At 72.6% G+C, this 18,997-nt stretch carries 18 protein-coding genes; 10 read left to right on the top strand and 8 right to left on the bottom strand.

Translation table 11 applies throughout. The annotated features are described in order from the left end of the window. The first annotated feature begins 32 nt into the window (after positions 1-32). Both ACFYZ3_RS24960 and ACFYZ3_RS24955 read left to right on the top strand, forming a co-directional pair. Complete coding sequence (locus ACFYZ3_RS24960; RefSeq protein ID WP_388521742.1) at positions 33-626, top strand: Uma2 family endonuclease; 594 nt, start codon at positions 33-35, stop codon at positions 624-626. A 48-nt stretch (positions 627-674) separates the two neighbouring features. Next, on the top strand, positions 675-1,667 hold the full coding sequence (locus tag ACFYZ3_RS24955; RefSeq protein ID WP_388521739.1) for an aldo/keto reductase: 993 nt from the start codon (positions 675-677) through the stop codon (positions 1,665-1,667). Positions 1,668-1,829: 162 nt separating this feature from the next. On the opposite strand, the gene thpR is transcribed toward ACFYZ3_RS24955, so the two are convergent. Genes thpR through ACFYZ3_RS24940 form a run of 3 tightly spaced genes read right to left on the bottom strand, consistent with a single transcriptional unit; the run spans position 1,830 to position 4,296 of the window. After that, positions 1,830-2,402, bottom strand: a complete 573-nt coding sequence (gene thpR / locus ACFYZ3_RS24950; protein ID WP_388521736.1) for an RNA 2',3'-cyclic phosphodiesterase — start codon at positions 2,400-2,402, stop codon at positions 1,830-1,832. 49 nt (positions 2,403-2,451) lie between these two features. Continuing rightward, on the bottom strand, positions 2,452-3,831 hold the full coding sequence (locus ACFYZ3_RS24945) for an MFS transporter (RefSeq protein WP_388521733.1): 1,380 nt from the start codon (positions 3,829-3,831) through the stop codon (positions 2,452-2,454). 27 nt (positions 3,832-3,858) lie between these two features. Then, the gene (locus ACFYZ3_RS24940) at positions 3,859-4,296 is read right to left on the bottom strand and encodes a MarR family winged helix-turn-helix transcriptional regulator (protein WP_003974639.1); all 438 of its coding nucleotides are present in this window, start codon (positions 4,294-4,296) and stop codon (positions 3,859-3,861) included. A gap of 150 nt (positions 4,297-4,446) precedes the next feature. Here ACFYZ3_RS24940 and ACFYZ3_RS24935 point away from each other — a divergent pair, with 150 nt between their 5' ends. Next, positions 4,447-4,635, top strand: coding sequence for a hypothetical protein (locus ACFYZ3_RS24935; RefSeq protein ID WP_003974640.1), 189 nt, complete (start codon positions 4,447-4,449; stop codon positions 4,633-4,635). Positions 4,636-4,645: 10 nt separating this feature from the next. Here ACFYZ3_RS24935 and ACFYZ3_RS24930 read toward each other — a convergent pair whose 3' ends face one another. Further along, positions 4,646-6,103: an NCS2 family permease gene (locus ACFYZ3_RS24930; RefSeq protein WP_388521729.1), complete on the bottom strand. Its 1,458-nt coding sequence runs from the start codon at positions 6,101-6,103 to the stop codon at positions 4,646-4,648. 203 nt (positions 6,104-6,306) lie between these two features. Between ACFYZ3_RS24930 and ACFYZ3_RS24925 the strand changes: the two genes are divergently transcribed. Next, positions 6,307-6,567, top strand: coding sequence for a DUF2530 domain-containing protein (locus tag ACFYZ3_RS24925; RefSeq protein WP_361012882.1), 261 nt, complete (start codon positions 6,307-6,309; stop codon positions 6,565-6,567). Between the two features lie 99 nt (positions 6,568-6,666). After that, the gene (locus ACFYZ3_RS24920; RefSeq protein ID WP_388521726.1) at positions 6,667-9,075 is read left to right on the top strand and encodes an HAD-IC family P-type ATPase; all 2,409 of its coding nucleotides are present in this window, start codon (positions 6,667-6,669) and stop codon (positions 9,073-9,075) included. A gap of 129 nt (positions 9,076-9,204) precedes the next feature. Here the strand turns inward: ACFYZ3_RS24920 and ACFYZ3_RS24915 are convergent, their stop codons facing one another. Beyond that, positions 9,205-12,333 (bottom strand): sacsin N-terminal ATP-binding-like domain-containing protein, encoded by a 3,129-nt coding sequence (locus ACFYZ3_RS24915; RefSeq protein WP_388521723.1) that lies wholly within the window; start codon positions 12,331-12,333, stop codon positions 9,205-9,207. 167 nt (positions 12,334-12,500) lie between these two features. Beyond that, a complete protein-coding gene (locus ACFYZ3_RS24910; RefSeq protein ID WP_361012874.1) occupies positions 12,501-13,427 on the bottom strand; it encodes a DUF3027 domain-containing protein in 927 nt (308 codons plus the stop codon). Between the two features lie 333 nt (positions 13,428-13,760). On the opposite strand from ACFYZ3_RS24910, the gene ACFYZ3_RS24905 reads away from it, so the two are divergent. The 4 genes from ACFYZ3_RS24905 to ACFYZ3_RS24890 are packed head-to-tail and all read left to right on the top strand — an operon-like array spanning position 13,761 to position 17,338. Further along, a complete protein-coding gene (locus ACFYZ3_RS24905) occupies positions 13,761-15,152 on the top strand; it encodes an MFS transporter (RefSeq protein WP_388521720.1) in 1,392 nt (463 codons plus the stop codon). Positions 15,153-15,210: 58 nt separating this feature from the next. Further along, positions 15,211-15,720 (top strand): DUF2771 domain-containing protein, encoded by a 510-nt coding sequence (locus ACFYZ3_RS24900; RefSeq protein WP_388521717.1) that lies wholly within the window; start codon positions 15,211-15,213, stop codon positions 15,718-15,720. Between the two features lie 15 nt (positions 15,721-15,735). After that, positions 15,736-16,443 carry a futalosine hydrolase gene (locus tag ACFYZ3_RS24895; protein ID WP_388521714.1) on the top strand — a complete coding sequence of 236 codons (708 nt, stop codon included), beginning with the start codon at positions 15,736-15,738 and terminating at the stop codon, positions 16,441-16,443. Continuing rightward, positions 16,433-17,338 (top strand): 1,4-dihydroxy-6-naphthoate synthase, encoded by a 906-nt coding sequence (locus ACFYZ3_RS24890; protein WP_388521711.1) that lies wholly within the window; start codon positions 16,433-16,435, stop codon positions 17,336-17,338. The genes ACFYZ3_RS24895 and ACFYZ3_RS24890 overlap by 11 nt, the downstream gene beginning before the upstream one ends. A gap of 13 nt (positions 17,339-17,351) precedes the next feature. Here ACFYZ3_RS24890 and ACFYZ3_RS24885 read toward each other — a convergent pair whose 3' ends face one another. Next, a complete protein-coding gene (locus ACFYZ3_RS24885) occupies positions 17,352-17,735 on the bottom strand; it encodes a cold-shock protein (RefSeq protein ID WP_003974650.1) in 384 nt (127 codons plus the stop codon). 173 nt (positions 17,736-17,908) lie between these two features. Here ACFYZ3_RS24885 and ACFYZ3_RS24880 point away from each other — a divergent pair, with 173 nt between their 5' ends. Next, complete coding sequence (locus ACFYZ3_RS24880) at positions 17,909-18,187, top strand: hypothetical protein (protein ID WP_388521708.1); 279 nt, start codon at positions 17,909-17,911, stop codon at positions 18,185-18,187. On the opposite strand, the gene ACFYZ3_RS24875 is transcribed toward ACFYZ3_RS24880, so the two are convergent. Beyond that, complete coding sequence (locus tag ACFYZ3_RS24875; RefSeq protein WP_388521706.1) at positions 18,136-18,798, bottom strand: HAD family hydrolase; 663 nt, start codon at positions 18,796-18,798, stop codon at positions 18,136-18,138. The genes ACFYZ3_RS24880 and ACFYZ3_RS24875 overlap by 52 nt on opposite strands. Positions 18,799-18,997: the final 199 nt, after the last annotated feature.

Genomic DNA, 18,997 nt, shown 5'->3' with positions numbered 1-18,997 from the left:
CGTCGTTGAGTCAGCTGGGGAGGAGCGCCACGATGACCGTCCTTGACGACAGGACCGCGATGGCCGAGAGCGACAACACGCGTCGACTCGACGAGATGTTCGAGCGACTCGAGAGGATGCCCGTCCCCGAGGGTTACAAGGTCGAGATCGTCGGGGGGGTCGTCTACATGGCACCACAGCGGGACATCCACTGGCAGACCATCCTCGAGATCCTCTGGACTCTGGAAGATCACTTCGGACGGCGGCAGGCGAGAATCCTCTCGGACGTCCGCATCGACTTCCCCGGCTACGAGAACGGATTCTGTCCGGACGTCGCCAAGATCAAAAGTGGGGCGAAGAAGGACGACAACGGCAAGTGGCGTTACGAGGATGTCGAGTTCGTCGCCGAAGTCATTTCCAGAGGCACGGCGCGGAACGACTACGAAGCCAAGAAGACCGCCTATGCCCTCGCGGAGGTACCGGTCTATCTCATCGCTGACCCCTATGCACGCAGGTGCCGCTTGTTCACCGAGCCCAAGGACGGCATCTACGTGACCGACACCTCCATCGAGTACGGCGGAGTCGTAGACATGACAAACACCCACCTCGGCCTCACTCTCGAGACAGCGGACTTCCCCCGCGACTGAGCACCCCCGCTTGCCTGGAGCGCACTCCAAGTCGTTGGCTTGGGGACCATGAAGTACACGCAGCTCGGACGCACGGGACTCAAGGTCAGCCGGCTCGTCCTCGGCACCATGAACTTCGGTCCGCAGACCGACGAGGCCGACAGTCACGCGATCATGGACGCGGCGCTGGACGCCGGCATCAACCTCTTCGACACCGCCAACGTGTACGGCTGGGGCGAGAACAAGGGCCGTACCGAGGAGATCATCGGCAACTGGTTCGCCAAGGGCGGCGACCGGCGAGACAAGACGGTCATCGCCACCAAGGTGTACGGCAACATGGGCGCCGACGGCGAGGCGTGGCCCAACCACGACAAGCTGTCCGCCGTGAACATCCGGCGGGCGGTGGACGCCAGCCTGAAGCGGCTCCGGACCGACCACATCGACCTCTACCAGTTCCACCACATCGACCGCGCCACCGGCTTCGACGAGATCTGGCAGGCGATCGACACCCTGGTCCAGCAGGGCAAGGTGCTGTACGCCGGGTCCTCGAACTTCCCCGGTTACAAGATCGCGCAGGCCAACGAGACCGCCGCCCGGCGCGGCGGGACCATCGGGCTGGTCAGCGAGCAGTGCCTTTACAACCTGGCCGAGCGCCGCGCCGAGATGGAGGTGATCCCGGCCGCGCAGGAGTACGGCCTGGGCGTCATCCCGTGGTCGCCGCTGCACGGCGGGCTGCTCGGCGGGGTCATCAAGAAGGAGGTCCAGGGCGGTCGCCGGGCCTCCGGACGGGCGGCCGACGCCCTGGCCGACCCGGCGAAGCGGGCGCAGATCCAGGCGTACGAGGATCTGCTCGACAAGCACGGCGTCGAGCCGGGCGAGGCCGCGCTGGCGTGGCTGCTGACCCGGCCCGGCGTGACCGGCCCGATCGTGGGTCCGCGCACCGCCGAGCAGCTCGCGTCGGCCCTGCGGGCCGTGGAGCTGGAGCTGTCGCGGGAGCTGCTGGCCGGGCTCGACGAGGTCTTCCCGGGGCCGGGGCCCTCTCCGGAGGCCTTCGCCTGGTAGCCCGGAGGCCTCCGCCCGGGAGCGGGGTGAGGTGGTGAGCGGGGCGGCGGCCGCCGTACGGGCCGGTCAGCCGAGGGCCGCCGCCAACGCCACCACCACGAGCATCAGCACGAGCACACCGGCCATGATCCGGTTTCGGGTCTTCGGGTCCACGCCCCGAGCCTAACCGGAGGCGCCGAGCGGACTGCGGGCGACCGCCTCGTAGCGGGGCTGCTCGCCCGGCACGCCCGACTCCGGCAGATTGCTGCGGACCAGGGCCAGCTCGGTCACGGTCCAGGTGGGGCCGGTGAAGCCGGCCAGCGCCTCGACGTAGGGGCGGACGTCGAACGCCTGTCTGCTGCGGGCCAGGGTCAGGTGGGGCTTGTAGCGCCGGTGCTCGCCCGTCTCGACGCCCGCCCTGCGCCCCGCGGCCTCCGCCCGGTCGGCCAGCAGCCGCAGCGTCGCCAGGCCGCCCTCCGCGCCCGCCCACAGCGCCCGCCCGCGCCCGAACTGGCCGCCGCCGCGCAGTGCCAGCTCGAAGGGCGCGGTGCGGTGGGCCGCCCGCTCCAGGCGGGCCGCCAGGTCGGGGACGAGTTCGTCGTCGACCTCGCCGTAGAAGGCGAGCGTGAGGTGCCAGCCCGGACGGCCGGTCCAGCGCAGCACGTCGGCGCCGGGCAGCCCGCGCAGTACGGCCACCTCCGCGGCGAGGGCGGCGGTGACGTCCTCGGGCGGCAGTACGGCGGCGAACAGTCTCATGGGGCCAGCCTGGCAGAGCCCCGCCGCCCGGACCCCCGGATTTCCGTCCCTACGCCGCAGGCGCCAGGGCCTCCTGGCGCTCCCGCGGCACGAACCGGACCTGCGGGTGGCCGCGGTGCCAGCCGACCGACAGGCGCAGGTTCCCGACGCGGGCCAGGACCAGGCCGATGACGAGGGCGGCGGTGGCGGCCACCGCGCCGCCCGCGGCGAAGCCGACCCGGGCGCCGTAGGTGTCGGTGACCCAGCCGACGATCGGGGCCCCGACCGGGGAGCCGCCGAGGAAGACCATCATGTACAGGGCCATCACGCGGCCCCGCATGGCCGGGTCGGTGGACATCTGGATGCTGGTGTTGGCGGTGACGTTGACCGTCATGCTGAAGACGCCGATGGGGACCATGAGCAGCGCGAAGAGCCACAGCTCGGGCGCCGTCGAGGCGACGATCTCCAGGGCGCCGAAGCCGAGGGCCGCCGCGATCAGGACGCGCAGCCGGGCGGTGCCGCGCCGGGCGGCGAGCAGGGCGCCGGCCAGCGAGCCGACGGCCATGAGGGTGTTGAAGAGGCTGTACGCCCCGGCGCCCGCGTCGAAGACGTCGTCGGCGAAGGCGGACAGGAAGACCGGGAAGTTGAAGCCGAAGGTGCCGATGAACCCGACCAGGGTGATCGTCCAGATCAGCTCGGGGCGGCCGGCGACGTAGTGCAGACCCTCGCGGAGCTGGCCCTTGCCGCGCGGGGTGCGCTCGACGGTGTGCAGTTCGCGGGCGCGCATCAGCAGCAGGCAGGTGAGCGGCGCGACGAAGGACAGGCCGTTGGCGAGGAACGCCCAGCCGGTGCCCACGCCGGTGATCATCAGACCGGCGACGGCGGGGCCGACCAGGCGGGCGGACTGGAAGTTGGCCGAGTTCATGCTGACCGCGTTCTGCAGCTGGTCGCGGCCGACCAGCTCGGAGACGAAGGTCTGGCGGGCCGGGTTGTCCATGACGGTGGCCAGGCCCATCGCGAAGGCGGCGACGTAGACGTGCCAGACCTGGACGTGTCCGCTCAGGGTGAGGGCGGCGAGGGCGAGCGCGGTCAGGGCCATCGCGGACTGGGTGACGAGCAGCGTGGGCCGCTTGGGCAGGCGGTCGACGAGGACGCCGCCGTAGAGGCCGAAGAGCAGCATCGGCAGGAACTGGAGGGCGGTGGTGATGCCGACGGCGGCCGAGGAGCCGGTGAGGCTGAGCACCAGCCAGTCCTGGGCGATGCGCTGCATCCAGGTGCCGATGTTGGAGACGACCTGGCCCATGAAGAACAGGCGGTAGTTCCTGACTTTCAGGGAGGCGAACATCGACGTCCTGCGCGGGGCGGCGGGGCCCGTCGGACCGTCGGGGGTGGTCGGTTTGTCGTGGCCGTCAGGTGCGGGGGCGGAAGCTGCTCCGGATCCCGTACTCAAAAGGGTTCGCCTCCTCGCGAGAACTGCTTACTTGTGTGCGAGCTTCTCCAGCACGGGGGCGGCGGCGCGCAGTTTCGCCCACTCGTCCTCGTCGAGGCCCTCGACCAGCGTGGCCAGGAACGCGTTCCGCTTGCGGCGGCTCTCCTCGAGCATCACCACGGCCTGCTCGGTCTGCGTCACGACCTTCTGGCGCCGGTCCTCGGGGTGCGGCTCCAGCCTGACCAGGCCCTTGGCCTCGAGCAGCGCCACGATGCGGGTCATCGAGGGCGGCTGGACGTGTTCCTTGCGGGCCAGCTCGCCCGGGGTCGCACTGCCGCAGTTGGACAGGGTGCCCAGCACCGACATCTCGGTGGGGCTGAGCGACTCGTCGACCCGCTGGTGCTTGAGCCGACGGGACAACCGCATCACGGCGGAGCGCAGGGAGTTCACGGCGGCGGCGTCGTCGCCATGCTTGAGGTCCGGCATGTTCCTTAGCGTAACTCATTAGTCTGGCGAAATACCAACGCACGTCCACCCCGGTGCCCGTGACGCCCGCCACTGAAACCCGCAGTTCACCCGTACGAGTGAGTCGTTTCCGGAAATGGAGGCATCACCCGGTCGGCCGGGGCGACCCTCGTGCTCATGGGGACCAGCGTGCTCAGCCTGCGGATAGACGGGGAGCTGCTCGACCGGCTCCGGGACCATGCGGCCAAAAGGGGAATGAGCGTCCAGGACTATGTCGTCCGGACGCTCATTCGCGATGACTTCGACGAGCGGTTCCAGTCCGCCGTGGAGGAGACGGAACGGTTCTACGGGGTGCCGTGACCCCGCGGGATCAGGTCAGGCCCAGGGCCGGCATCAGGTAGTAGAAGGCGAAGACCGCCGACACCACGTGCATCGCCACCGGCACCTCGCGGCCCCGTCCGGCCGCCAGGCGCAGCACCGAGAAGGTGATGAAGCCCATGCCGATGCCGTTGGTGATCGAGTAGGTGAACGGCATCATCAGCATCGTCACGAAGGCCGGGATGGCGACGGTGAAGTCCGACCAGTCGATCTCCCTGATCGAACCGGCCAGGATCAGGAAGCCCACCGCGATCAGCGCCGGGGTCGCCGCCTGGGACGGGACCATGGTGGCGACCGGCGTGAGGAACAGCGCCAGGGCGAACAGCCCGCCCGTGACGACGTTGGCGAAGCCGGTGCGGGCGCCCTCGCCGACACCGGCCGTGGACTCCACGAAGCAGGTGGTGGCGGAGGCGGAGCTGGCACCGCCCACGGCGACCGCGACGCCGTCGACGAACAGGACCTTGTTGATGCCCGGCATCTGGCCCTCGCCGTCGGTCAGCTTCGCCTCGTCGCTGATGCCCATGATCGTGCCCATCGCGTCGAAGAAGCACGACAGCAGCACGGTGAAGACGAACAGCACGCCGGTCAGCACGCCGACCTTCTCGAACCCGCCGAACAGGCTGACCTCGCCGACCAGCCCGAAGTCGGGCGTGGCGACGGGGTTGCCGGGCCACTCGGGGGTGGTCAGGCCCCAGGACGGGATGTCGGTGACGGCGTTGATGATCATCGCGACGCCGGTCATCACCACGATCGAGATGAGGATGGCGCCCGGCGTCTTCCGGACGATCAGCGCGAGGGTCAGCAGCACGCCGAGGACGAAGACCAGGACCGGCCAGCCGTGCAGGTGCCCGCCGGTGCCGAGCTGGGTCGGGACCGTGGTCTGGGCGGCGTCCGGCATCCGGGTGATGAAGCCGGAGTCGACGAGACCGATGATCATGATGAAGAGGCCGATGCCGATGGCGATGGCCTTGCGCAGGCTGTAGGGCACGGCGTTCATCACGCGCTCGCGCAGCCCGGTGGCGACCAGCAGCATGACGACGAAACCGGCCAGCACCACCATGCCCATGGCGTCCGGCCAGGACATCCGCGGGGCGAGCTGGAGCGCGACGACGGAGTTCACGCCGAGACCGGCGGCGAGCGCGATCGGCACGTTGCCGATGACGCCCATCAGGAGCGTGGTGAACGCCGCCGTCAGCGCGGTGGCGGTGACCAGCTGACCGTTGTCGAGCTGGTTGCCGTACATGTCCTTCGCGCTGCCCAGGATGATCGGGTTCAGCACGATGATGTAGGCCATCGCGAAGAAGGTGGCGAAGCCGCCGCGGATCTCGCGGGGCAGGGTGCTGCCGCGCTCGGAGATCTTGAAGTAGCGGTCGAGGCCGTTCTGCGGGGGCCGCCGGTCTTCCGGCGACTCGGGGGACGGGGGGACCTTGGCGGAGGCCGAGGTGGACATGCGGGGACCTCATCACCAACAGGTTCCCCCACGGCCTTGTCGGTGTTCCTATTGGTGTTTTCTACGAATGAAAGCGGTCAGAGACAAACGGGTTCAGTATGAACGTATGAGCCCCTGATCGCTATCTCCGCGCGTAGACCCGCGGAATCACCGTGTGGCGCCGCGCCGTCAACCCGTTCGCACGCTCCTCGTAAGCTGTACGCATGACGAAGTGGACACCCACGCACGAGGCGCCGGAGCCCCTGGAGGGCCCCGTGGTGCCGACCATCGTCGGCGGCACCATCCTCTGGTTCGTCCTCTTCCTGGTGCAGCTGCCCTTCTACGGCTGGTTCGACGACCACGGGCACACCTGGTGGGTGTGGACCTGCCTGGCCGGCGCGGGTCTCGGCCTGATCGGCATCTGGTACGTCCGGGGACGCGACGCCGCGATCAAGCGGGACACGGCCGCCAAGGCGGAGAACTAGTACCAGGGCAGCACACCGCACCCGCCCGTCTCGTACCCAGGTCGGATCTTCGCCGCACTCGATGGGTGAAGCCGTAAATCCGCACGTACCGTCGAATCCATGACGCATCTCGACGCGGACAGACTCGACCCCGGGCATCCCGCGCACGCCGTTGACGCCCCTTCGCCCGGGGCCGGGCTCACGGCCGCCGGGGTCGCCGAGCGGATCGCCCGCGGCCAGGTCAACGACGTACCGGTGCGCAGCAGCCGCTCCCTGGCCGACATCGTCCGCGCCAACGTCTTCACCCGGTTCAACGCGATCATCGGCGTCCTCTGGGTGATCATGCTGTTCGTCGCGCCGATCCAGGACAGCCTGTTCGGCTTCGTGATCCTCGCCAACACCGCCATCGGCATCATCCAGGAGTGGCGGGCGAAGAAGACCCTCGACTCCCTGGCCCTGATCGGCGAGGTCCGGCCGACGGTGCGCCGGGACGGGAAACCCGCCGAGGTCTCCACGTCCGAGATCGTGCTGGACGACGTCATCGAGATCGGCCCCGGCGACAAGGCCGTCGTCGACGGGGTGTGCGTCGAGGCCGACGGGCTGGAGATCGACGAGTCCCTGCTGACCGGCGAGGCCGACCCGGTGGTCAAGCAGCCCGGCGACCAGGTCATGTCGGGCAGCTTCGTGGTCGCGGGCGGCGGCGCCTTCCGGGCCACCAAGGTCGGCCGCGAGGCGTACGCCGCGCAGCTCGCCGAGGAGGCCTCCCGCTTCACACTGGTCCAGTCCGAGCTGCGCTCCGGCATCTCCACGATCCTCAAGTACGTCACGTGGATGATGGTCCCGACCGCGATCGGCCTGATCCTCAGCCAGCTGCTCGCCAAGGACAACGAACTGGACGACTCGATCGCGCGCACCGTCGGCGGCATCGTGCCCATGGTCCCCGAGGGCCTGGTCCTGCTCACCTCCGTCGCCTTCGCGATCGGCGTCGTCCGGCTCGGCCGCAAGCAGTGCCTCGTCCAGGAGCTGCCCGCCATCGAGGGCCTGGCCCGCGTCGACACCGTCTGCCTGGACAAGACCGGCACCCTCACCGAGGGCGGCATGGACGTCACCGACCTGCGGCTGCTCGACGGCGCCGACGGGACGTACGTGCGCACGGTGCTCGGCTCCCTCGGCGCGTCCGACCCGCGCCCCAACGCCTCCCTCCAGGCGATCATCGACACCTACCCGGCCGACGGGTCCGCCGGGGCGTGGCGGTCCACGGGGTCGCTGCCCTTCTCCTCCGCCCGCAAGTACAGCGGCGCCACCTTCGACGAGGGCGACGGCGCCTCCAGCACCTGGCTGCTGGGCGCCCCGGACGTGCTGCTGCCCGAGGACGACCCCGCGCTGGCCGAGACCGGCCGGCTCAACGAACAGGGCCTGCGCGTACTGCTGCTCGCCCGCGCCCCCCGCGAACTGGACGACCCCGAGGTCGCCGAGGACGTCGAGCCCACCGCCCTGGTGGTCCTGGAGCAGCGGCTGCGCCCGGACGCCGCCGACACCCTGCGCTACTTCGCCGAGCAGGACGTGCGCGCCAAGGTCATCTCCGGCGACAACGCGGTGTCGGTCGGCGCGGTCGCCGCCAAGCTGGGGCTGTCCGGCGCCACCGTCGACGCGCGCCGGCTCCCCGCCGAGCGGGAGGAGATGGCGGGCGCCCTGGACGAGGGCACGGTGTTCGGACGGGTCACCCCGCAGCAGAAGCGGGACATGGTGGGCGCCCTCCAGTCACGCGGCCACACGGTCGCGATGACCGGCGACGGCGTCAACGACGTCCTCGCGCTCAAGGACGCCGACATCGGCGTGGCGATGGGCTCCGGCTCGGAGGCGACCCGGGCGGTCGCGCAGATCGTGCTGCTGAACAACAGCTTCGCCACACTGCCGTCGGTGGTGGCCGAGGGCCGCCGCGTCATCGGCAACATCACGCGCGTGGCGACCCTGTTCCTGGTCAAGACCGTGTACTCGGTGCTCCTTGCGATCCTCGTGGTCTGCTCGCAGGTCGAGTATCCGTTCCTGCCCCGCCACCTCACCCTGCTCTCCACGCTCACCATCGGCGTGCCCGCCTTCTTCCTGGCCCTCGCCCCCAACAAGGAGCGGGCCAGGCCCCACTTCGTCCGGCGCGTGATGCGGTACGCGATCCCGGGCGGGGTGGTGGCGGGCGCGGCGACCTTCGTGACGTACCTCGTCGCCCGGCAGCACTACACCGGCCCGAACGCGCTGGACGCGGAGACCAGCGCGGCGACGCTGACGCTGTTCCTGATCTCGATGTGGGTGCTGGCGATCATCGCCCGGCCCTACACCTGGTGGCGGGTGCTGCTGGTGGCGGCGATGGGGCTGGGCTTCGTGGTGGTGCTGGCGGTGCCGTGGTTGCAGGACTTCTTCGCGCTGAAGCTGGTGGGGGTGACGATGCCGTGGACTGCCGTCGGCATTGCGGTGGTCGGGGCGGGCGTTCTGGAGTTCGCATGGAGGTGGGTGGACCGGCGGTTCCCGGTGTGACGGTTGCGGGTTCGTTGCCGACTGCTGCGCCGTCGTGGCTGGTCGCGCCCACGCGGCGGAGCCGCAAATCGAACACAGCCCCGCGCCCCTGACGGCGCTGCTCGACCCCCGGTCGAGACGTGCCGTTCCTCAGTCGAACCAGCGGTCCCTGGCCAGTTCCTCCGTGCGTGACTCGTCCTCCAGCAGTGCTGCCACCTCGAAGCGGCGGGGCCACTGGCCGGCCGCCCAGGCGAGGCCGGCGGCCACGCCTTCCAGGGTCGCCGCGTGCAGCACGCCGTCGTCCGTCAGACGCCAGTCGATCTCCACGCCGTCGACGAGCAGTTCCTCGTGCTCCACGTACGACGCCGGGGTCCGCGCCCCGAGCAGCACCCGCACCGGCTCCGGTACGTCGTGCTCGGCGCCCTCGGAGTCGACGCGGCCGGTGACGGACTCGCTCAGCCGCCGCACCTGGAACAGCTCCGCCAGCTCGGCGGCCCGGGCCGGACGGACGGGAAGCAGCGGCACGCCGGTGGTGAAGGGCAGCAGGTCCGGCGAGTCGACCACGACGGCGTCGGCGGCGTCCACCACACGCACCTCGCCGTCGACCACGGCCCGCACCTCGTCCGGCAGCGTGACCTGCTCCGGGTCCAGGTCGGCCAGCGCGCCGTACAGGGCGTGCAGTTGAGCGGCCGTGACGGGGCGGTCGGGGTCGGCGAGGCGGTCCAGGAGTTCGGCAGCGCCGCCGGGCTCGTCGAGGAGCGCGGCGACCGAGGTGCGCACGCCGAGGGCCCGCAGTACCTGCTCGTCCTCGAAGCCGGTCGCGTCGGCCTCCTCGTACAGGCCCCGCAGCAGCGGGTCGCCGCCCGCCGCGCGCAGACCGGCCGGACGGCGTCCGCCGAGCACCGGGTGTCCGCGCAGCCACCACGCGGTGTACGGCCGTACGACCTCGTGGGTGCCGTCGGGCAGCAGGACGCGCACGGGCTGGACCAGCGCGTCGCGCAGCGGCGGGCGGGAGAGCAGGGCGAGGGCCTCGGGCCAGTGGTCGTCGTCCACGAGGTCGAGGTCGCGCACGGCGACGATCTCGGTGGCGACCGGCGGGACGGGGGTGTCCGGGAAGCGGTCGAGGACGTCCTCGCTCCACACGTCCACGGCGTCGAGCAGTCCCGCGTCGTCGGGCTCGGCGAAGTCTCCTTCGCGGGGCTCCAGTTCGTCGGGGTCCAGGACGACGTCGGTGGCGCGGACGAGGGCGAAGGTGACGAGGACGCCGCAGGCGGCCAGCGGCTCGGGGCCCCACTTCTCGGCGAGTTCCGCGTCCACGGCGGCGAGTTCGTCCTCGCGCATGACCCGGGCGAACGGGCCGCCGGGGAAGACGAGTTCGCCCGCCGGGGAGAGTTCGCCGTCCTCGTCGGGCAGGGCGAGGGCGCCCAGCCAGGGCTCGTCGCCGCAGTCGAGTCCGGCATCGCGGACCAGGCCCAGCACGGTGTCGGCCAGTTCCTCGGCGTCGAGGGCGTCCTCCTCCCAGTTGGTCCCGCCCTCGTCGTCCAGGGAGGCGGCGACGGCGGCCCGGACCTGCGGGGTGGTGAGGACGGCGCGCGGGGTGGCGGGGAGGGCGCCGAGCTTCTCCAGGAGCGGGTGCACGGCGTCGGGGTGGGCGACCTTGAGGCCGAGGCGGGTGAGGACCTCCGGGTCGAGGGAGGCGGCCTCCGGGGAGGGCAGCAGCACCTGCCGGGGCCCGATGGTGGTCCGCCCGTCGGCGAGCGGCACCGGCAGCCCGGACAGCCGGTCCGGGTCGACCCCGGCGAGGCTGTCGTAGAGGCCGCGCCACCAGGCGGGCGCCTTCTCCAGGCCCGCCAGCCGGTCGACCGCGTCCGTCAGCGGCACCCGGGCCACGCCCAGGGTGCGCAGTTCGGCGCGGCGTTCCAGACCGGCGGGCAGCAGGGTCGGCAGTACCTCGGCCAGCACCCGCACCGTGTCGGCGCCCGCGCCCTCCACCACCTCGGCGTCGCGCGGCCGCAGGGACTCCGGAAGGTCGTCCTCCGCGTCCCGGCCCTCGGAGGGGAGGGCGGGCGGCAGGAAGGAGGTGCGGGGCAGCCGGTCGAGGATCGCCTGCCGCAGCGCGCCGTCCAGTTCGCCCCGGCCCAGCGCGCCGGGCACCAGGTCGATGAGGCCGGCGGTGACCGGCCGCCAGTCGGCGAGCAGCCCGGCGTAGGCGTCGGCGGCCCGTTCCGTCAGGAAGTCGGTCAGCGGTCCCGGCGCGGTGTGCCGGCGGGTGGAGTCCAGCGGGTAGGAGGCGATGAGCAGGGCGGGCACGCCGAGGGGCTCGTCGCTGGGGGTCGGGGCGTGCACGACGGGGCTGGTGCGGGGGCGGGCGGGGGCGCCGTCGGCGTCGACGGGCACCGCCCAGGTCACGGACCAGTGCGGGCGCAGCCGTTCCTCCACCGGCCGGTCGGCGAGGAGGTCGGGGGTGAGGGGGCCGTGCGCGGCGGTGGTGCGCCAGCGGGTGACACCCTGCCGGGAGTCCTCCACCACGGTCAGGGCGTCCTCGGTGCGGCAGGAGAGCGTGCGCACCTCGTCGCCCGCCTCGATCACGACCTCCGCCAGGCCCGGCAGGGCGAGGAGCAGGGCGTCGTCCACGCCGTGCAGGAGGCGTTCGGCGAGGTCGGCGGCGGCCGTGTCGCGCAGCGGGAGGATGACGGCCGTGTCGTAGGGGCCGGGGGCGGTGCCCTCGGCGGGGAACGGCAGCCGCAACAGCGGTACGTGCCCGTCGCGCCGGCGGATCTCGTCACCCAGGCCGGGGCTGTGCCGGGCGGTGTCGGCGGCCAGGTCGCGGGCCTCGGCCAGGGACCAGCGCACCCCGCCGTGCCGGCCGACCACGGCGGGCTCGTCGGTGACGGCCAGGACGGCGGCGAAGCCGACCCCGAACCGGCCGACCGAGCCGTCCACCGCGTCCCGCTTGGCGGAGGCGCGCAGGGTGGACAGCGACTCGACGCCGGTCGCGTCGAGCGGGGCGCCGGTGTTGGCGGCGACGAGGACGCCGTCGCGCAGGGTGAGCCGGAGCCGGCCGGGCACGCCGACCCGTGCGGCGGCGTCGGCGGCGTTCTGCGCGAGTTCGACGACCAGCCGGTCGCGGTAGCCGCCGAGGACGAGGTCCTCCTCCGCGTTGGCGTCCTCACGGAACCGGGCCGGGCTCGTCGCCCAGGCGTCCAGCACCCCGCGCCGCAGCCGTGCCGTACCGAACGGATCGGCACCTTCGGCGGCAGGCCGTACGAACATGCTCACGGTGACTCTCCTCATCGACGGACCACGAAGGTACCGCCCCGGCCGCCGGCGCACTCGTGACGCCGGCCGGCATCATTCAGCCCGTCCGGCGTTTGAGGACGAGGCCGTCAAGGCCGAAGGGGGGCTGGGGGCGCAGCCCCCGGGACCTCAGCCACCCACGGCGGACCTCAGGAGTGCCCCAGCTCCGCCGACGCCTGGTCCTCGGTCACCGGGACCGACCCCGAGTCGGCTGCGGGCCGCAGCGGGAACGGGTCCACCCGCGTCTCGTCGATCACCGGCGGAGCCACCCGCGGCGGCTTCGGCATGACCGCGGCCTCGGAGTGCCCGCCGCACCCGTAGGCCAGCGACACGACGTGCCCGTCGGCCGGGGAGAACTCGTTGGCGCACACGCCGAAGGCCTGCCCGAGCGAGCCGCCGATGCGGGCGAGGAAGCCGCAGCTGACGCAGGAGGCGGGGGCCGCCTGGGCCATCGCGGTCTTCGGGCCGTAGCCGTCCTCCCAGCGGTCGGCGGCGACGTGCAGGCCGTACCGGGACAGCACCCGGGTGCGGCGCAGGCCCAGCTCCTCGGCGACCGCCGAGATCGTGCCGCGGGCCGGAACGGTCGACAGCTCGGCGGGCGGCCCGGCGGTCACCTCGGCGTCCTCGGCCTCGACCAGGTCGGCCATCTCGTGCGAGACCGCGGAGTTCGGCGGCGGCTCGTCCTCACCGGTCCAGCCGGGCTCCAGGCGCAGGTCCTCCGCGTCGGTGGGCAGCAGGTCGCCGGGGCCCATGTCGCCGGGGCGCAGCCGCTCGCTCCACGGCACCCACTCGGGGGCGAGGAGCGCGTCGGGGCCGGGCAGCAGCACCGCCTCGTCCACCGTGACGATCTTGGCGCGGGAGGCGCGGGCCACCGTCACGGCCCAGCGCCAGCCCCGGTAGCCCATCTCCTTGCAGGCGAAGTAGTGGGTGACGACCCGGTCGCCCTCCGACACCAGGCCCTCGTGCTCGCCGACGACGCCGGGTGCGGCGGCCTCCTCGGCCGCGGCCCGGGCGAGGTCGACGGCCTCGGCGCACAGGCGGTCAGGGGTGCGGCTTCGCGTTGTCGCTGCGCTCACAGGTATCGCTTCTCTCCATACGCCGTCTCACGAGTGCACCGCTGTGTGCGAGGGGCGGACGGAGCGGACCTGTGGACCGCGTCGACGTCCGCGCCCGATCGCGCTCGGGCGCACCTACGTCATCCATTCTGCGGGATGGCCGTAAGGCGCGCGGCCGAGAACGTTCGCCACGGCGCGCTACGCACGCTACCTGCTCATGTGCCCTGGGCCTACACCGACGGGGATTTCGGCGGGGTACGGCCACGCGTTCCCGGGCGGGTCGCACCCGACTCGATCACCGCCATCCGTGCCGTATCGACGCTACAGCCGCCTCCGACGGGGCACTATGACGGGGTGGCAGCCGCACGGACGGAGTTCAAGCGCGGGAGCCGGTGGCGCGGTCCCGGCTCCCGGTTCCGTGCGGTCGGCCGCGCCCTGCGCCTGCCGGTGACCGGTACCGCGCGCGGCATCCGGCGGGCGACGCACGCGCACGGCGCGGGCGAGTCGGGCCTCGGCAAGCTGATCGAGCTGCACGGGGTGAACGGCGCCGGTGACGTCATGATCACCGTCGCGCTCGCCTCCACCGTGTTCTTCTCCGTCCCCACCGACGAGGCACGCGGGCGGGTCGCGCTGTACCTCGCCATCACCATGGCGCCGTTCACGCTGCTCGCGCCGGTGATCGGCCCGCTCCTGGACCGGCTGCCGCACGGCCGCCGCGCGGCGATGGCGACCGCGATGGGCGCCCGCGCGGTGCTCGCGCTGGTGCTGTCCGGCGCGGTCGTCACCGGCGGCATCGAGCTGTACCCGGCCGCGCTCGGCGTACTGGTCGCCTCGAAGGCGTACGGCGTGGTCAGGAGCGCCGTGGTGCCGCGGCTGCTGCCGCCCCGGGTCTCGCTGGTGAAGGCGAACTCGCGGGTCACGCTGTGCGGGCTGCTGGCCACCGGTGCGGCCGCGCCGATCGGTGCGGGCCTCCAGCAGCTGGGGCCGCGGTGGCCGCTGTACGGGGCCTTCGTGATCTTCGTCGCGGGCACCGTGCTGTCGTTCACGCTGCCCCGGAAGGTGGACTCGGCGCGTGGCGAGGACCGGGCGCTGCTCGCCGCGGACGAGGACCACCTGCCGGGACCGCTGCGGGGGCGGGGCAAACGCCCCGGCCTGCGCACGGTGGGCCCGGCCGTGACCCACGCGCTGGCCGCCAACGCCGCCATCCGCTGCCTCACCGGCTTCCTGATCTTCTTCCTGGCGTTCCTGCTGCGGGTGCACCCGATGACCGGCCAGAGCGCTGCGGTGTCGCTGGGGATCGTGGGCGTCGCGGCCGGTGCGGGCAACGCGCTGGGCACCGCCGTCGGGGCGTGGCTGCGGTCCCGGGCGCCGGAGGTGATCATCGTGACGGTGGTGGTGATCGTGCTGGGCGCGGCGGTGGTCGCCGCGGTGTTCTTCAGCGCCTTCCTGGTGGCGTGCCTGGCGGCGGTCGCCGGGTTCGCGCAGGCGCTGGCCAAGCTGTCCCTGGACGCGCTGATCCAGCGGGACGTGCCCGAGCAGGTGCGCACGTCCGCGTTCGCGCGCTCGGAGACGCTGCTCCAGGTCTCCTGGGTGCTCGGCGGCGCGGTCGGCATCGTGCTGCCGCTCAACGGCACGCTGGGCCTGTCGGTGGCCGCCGCGATCATCGCCACCGGGTGGCTGACGACCGTACGGGGGCTGCTCGACTCGGCGCGGCACGGGGGACGGACTCGGCCGAGAGTGGCGTGACCACGCCACGCCGTACCCAGGTGGGGGACGGGGCTCAGGCGCCGTATAGCCTTCCGCCATGACCACGTTGCCCCGCGGCACCGCCGCTATCGGACACCGCGTTGTGCGACGCCGCCGCGCCGTCGCCGCTGCCGGCGCCGTGTCCGCCGGACTTCTCCTGCTGTCGGCCTGTGACGAGCCGACCCCGATCGCGACGATCACGGTCGGCAGTGACTCGGTCAGCTCCGAGGCCACCTGCGGCGGGGAGGGCAAGAACCTTTCCCCCGACGAGATCAACAAGTGCCTGAAGGACAAGGACGCGAAGTCCATCACCGTCGACCAGGACGAGACCGTGCGGTTCGGCGTCGACCCGGACCTCGCCGACAAGCACTGGACGATCCTGATGAACGGTCAGCAGCTCGTCGAGGACAGCGACAAGACCTACCGCACCGTGCCGGGCAGCGTGTTCTTCAACGCCCAGTACGGCGCCCAGGGCGACTCGACGAACGTCGCCGTCGCGGTCCGGGACGGCAAGGACGACAGCCAGAACATCACCGGTGTGTGGGTCTTCGAGCTGAAGAAGGACTGACCGCCCACGTCCTCCGTGCACCTCCTCGTGGCCACCGCGGTCCCCGTCGAACGGGACGCGGTGGCTCGGGCGTTCCCGGCGCCGGGCACCGAGGCGTCCCGCCCGGGGATCGCCCTCCACCGGCTGCCGGGCGGCTGGGACCTGCTGGCCGCCGGGGTGGGCCCGGCCCGCGCCGCCGCCTCCACGGCCGCCGCCCTGACCGCCGCCGCCCTCGACGGCAGGCCCTACGACCTGGTCGTCTCGGCCGGCATCGGCGGCGGCTTCGCGCCCGGGGCGCCCGTCGGCTCACTGGTCGTCGCCGACGCGATCACCGCCGCCGACCTGGGCGCCGAGACCGCCGACGGCTTCCTGCCGGTCACCGACCTCGGCTTCGGCACCGTCACCCACCTCCCGCCGGCCCGCCTGGTCCGCGCCGCCGCCGAGGCGACCGGGGCCCGGCCCGGCACCGTCCTGACCGGGTCCACCGTCACCGGCACCGCGGCCCGCGCCGCACTGCTGCGCGAGCGCCACCCGGGCGCCCTGGCCGAGGCCATGGAGGGCTTCGGCGTCGCCGAGGCCGCCGCCGCGCACGGCGTGCCGGTGCTGGAACTGCGCGCGGTCTCCAACCCGGTCGGACCGCGCGACCGCGCCGCCTGGCGCATCGGCGAGGCGCTCGCGGCCCTGACGGACGCCTTCGGGAAGCTCGCCCCCGTCCTCGAGAGTTGGAAACCGCATGAGCGCTGACACCCTGCACATCGCGTACTCCCCCTGCCCGAACGACACCTTCGTCTTCGACGCCCTCGCCCACGGCCGCGTCCCCGGCGCCCCCGCCCTCGACGTGACCTTCGCGGACATCGACATCACCAACGGCATGGCCGAGCGCGGCGAGTCCGACGTGCTCAAGGTGTCGTACGCCGTGCTGCCCTACGTCCTCGACGACTGGGCCCTGCTGCCCTGCGGCGGCGCGCTGGGCCGGGGCTGCGGCCCGCTGGTGCTGACCCGGGAGGCGGACGCCGACCTGCGCGGGCGCACGGTGGCGGTGCCCAGCGAGACGTCGACGGCCTACCTGCTGTTCCGGCTGTGGGCGGCGGACACCGTTGGAATCAAGAGGGGCGGGCCCGAAGGGCCCACGGCTGAGGGCGGTGGTGGGCGACGGGAGGGCGGGATCGGGGAGATCGTCGTCATGCCGTTCCACGAGATCATGCCGGCCGTGCGGGACGGGAAGGTCGACGCCGGCCTGGTGATCCACGAGGCGCGCTTCACGTACCAGAACTACGGGCTGCACAAGCTCGCCGACATGGGCGAGCACTGGGAGCACACCACCGGGCTGCCGATCCCGCTCGGCGCGATCATCGCGAAGCGCTCGCTGGGCGAGCCGACGCTGACCCGGCTCGCGGACGCGGTGCGCGCCTCGGTCCGCGCGGCCTGGGACGACCCGGAGGCGTCCCGGCCCTACGTCATGGAACACGCGCAGGAGATGGACCCGGCCGTCGCCGACCAGCACATCGGTCTGTACGTCAACGAGTTCACCGCCGACCTCGGCGAGGACGGCTACGCGGCGATCCGGGGCCTGCTGACCCGCGCGGCGGCCGAGGGACTCGTACCGGCCCTCGGCCCGGACGCGCTGGCGTTCCCCTGACCCGGGGGGCGGATCAGACGTCGAGCTGGTCCGCGACCGCGCGGAGCAGCCCGGCGATCTTCTTGCCCGCCGTCTTCTCGGGGTAGCGGCCGCGCTCCAGCATCGGCGTGATGTTCTCCAGGAGGGTCGTCAGGTCCTGCACGATGGAGGCCAGCTCGTCCGGCTTCTTGCGCTGCGCGGCCGCGACCGAGGGGGCCGGGTCGAGCAGGGCGAGGGAGAGGGCCTGGTCGCCGCGCTGTCCGGCGACGACGCCGAACTCGACGCGCTGTCCCGGCTTCAGGCTCTCGACTCCGGCAGGGAGGACCGAGGAATGGACGAAGACGTCACCGCCGTCGTCGCGGGAGAGAAAGCCGAAGCCCTTCTCGCTGTTGAACCACTTGACCTTGCCGGTAGGCACGTCTGTCCTCGTCCTCGTACTCGTCGGAAACTGCTCGGAAATATGCTCGGAAACGGCTCTTGATAGCACTTGGGCGGGTCGTCCTGACCCGCCGGTACCAAGGCTAATGGTCTTCAGACGGGTGACAAGACGTCCCCCGGCTGTTCTCCAGGCCTGGGAACTACCCTGGTCGGGTGCGTGAACAAACCCAAACGAATTCCGCCGCGCCCGGCGACCGGCTGATCCGCGCCGGCGCGATCGTCTTCTTCGTCGGCGCCCTTGCCACTCTGGTCACGGTGGCCCCGCTGCTGCTGGGCACGACACCGTTTCCCACCTACATGTTCGGGCTGAGCATGCTGATGGGAGTGGGCTTCCTGGTCGCCGGTGCCGGGGTGCTCCGGTCGATCGCCGCCGGGCGGCGTCAGGCGCGGGCCGCGTCGAGCCCCTCGGCGTCGCCCTCGCCGTCCCGGTAGGCGGCGAGCCACTCCGGGAACGCGGTGAGGTCGGCGAGGACCACGTCCGCTCCCGCCGCGCGCAACTCCTCGGCGTCGCACGGTCCGCTGGCCACGGCCACGGAGTGGGCACCGGCGGCGCGGGCTCCGCGTACGTCGCCGACGTGGTCGCCGACGTAGACGTCCGCGTCGTGCTCGCGCAGCGCGACGGCCTTCTGCTCGGCCCACAGGCCGCCGATCACGGCGTCCGGCTCGATGCCGAGGTGGGCCAGGTGCAGCTTCGCGTTCGGCTCGTACTTCGCGGTGACGACGATCGCCCGGCCGCCCGCCTCGCGCACGGCGGCGACGGCCTCGCGGGCACCGGGCAGCGCGAGCGTCGGCTCGATCGCGTACACCGGGTAGATCTCCCGGTACAGGTCGGCTACGGCCTCGATCTCCCCGGCCGGGAACCAGTTCGCCAGCTCCTCGGCCAGCGGCGGCCCGAGCCGGGTGACGGCCAGGTCGGCGTCCACGTACGCCCCCGTGCGCGCGCTCAGCTCGAGGTAGCAGACGCGGATGCCGGGCCGCGAGTCGATCAGCGTCATGTCGAGGTCGAAACCGACGGTGGGCGCGGGGCGGGTCGTGGAGGCCATGGCTCCCATTGTGCCGGGCCCGCGACGACGGCCTGCGGGCACCCGGGGCGGCCGGGGCGAATCGGCCGCACACTGCGGACGCGGAGGCGCCGACCCCGGTCCCCGGCGTCCGCGGATCGGTCCGGCCGCGGATCGGGGCGGGCCCCGGGGCGGGCGCCTTGTCACGCCCGCCGTGTCCTGCACCGCGTTGCCGCAGCAC

It is taken from the genome of Streptomyces sp. NPDC001599 (assembly GCF_042893535.1).
Classification (GTDB): Bacteria; Actinomycetota; Actinomycetes; order Streptomycetales; family Streptomycetaceae; genus Streptomyces.
This window is presented reverse-complemented; position numbering and strand designations above follow the sequence as displayed.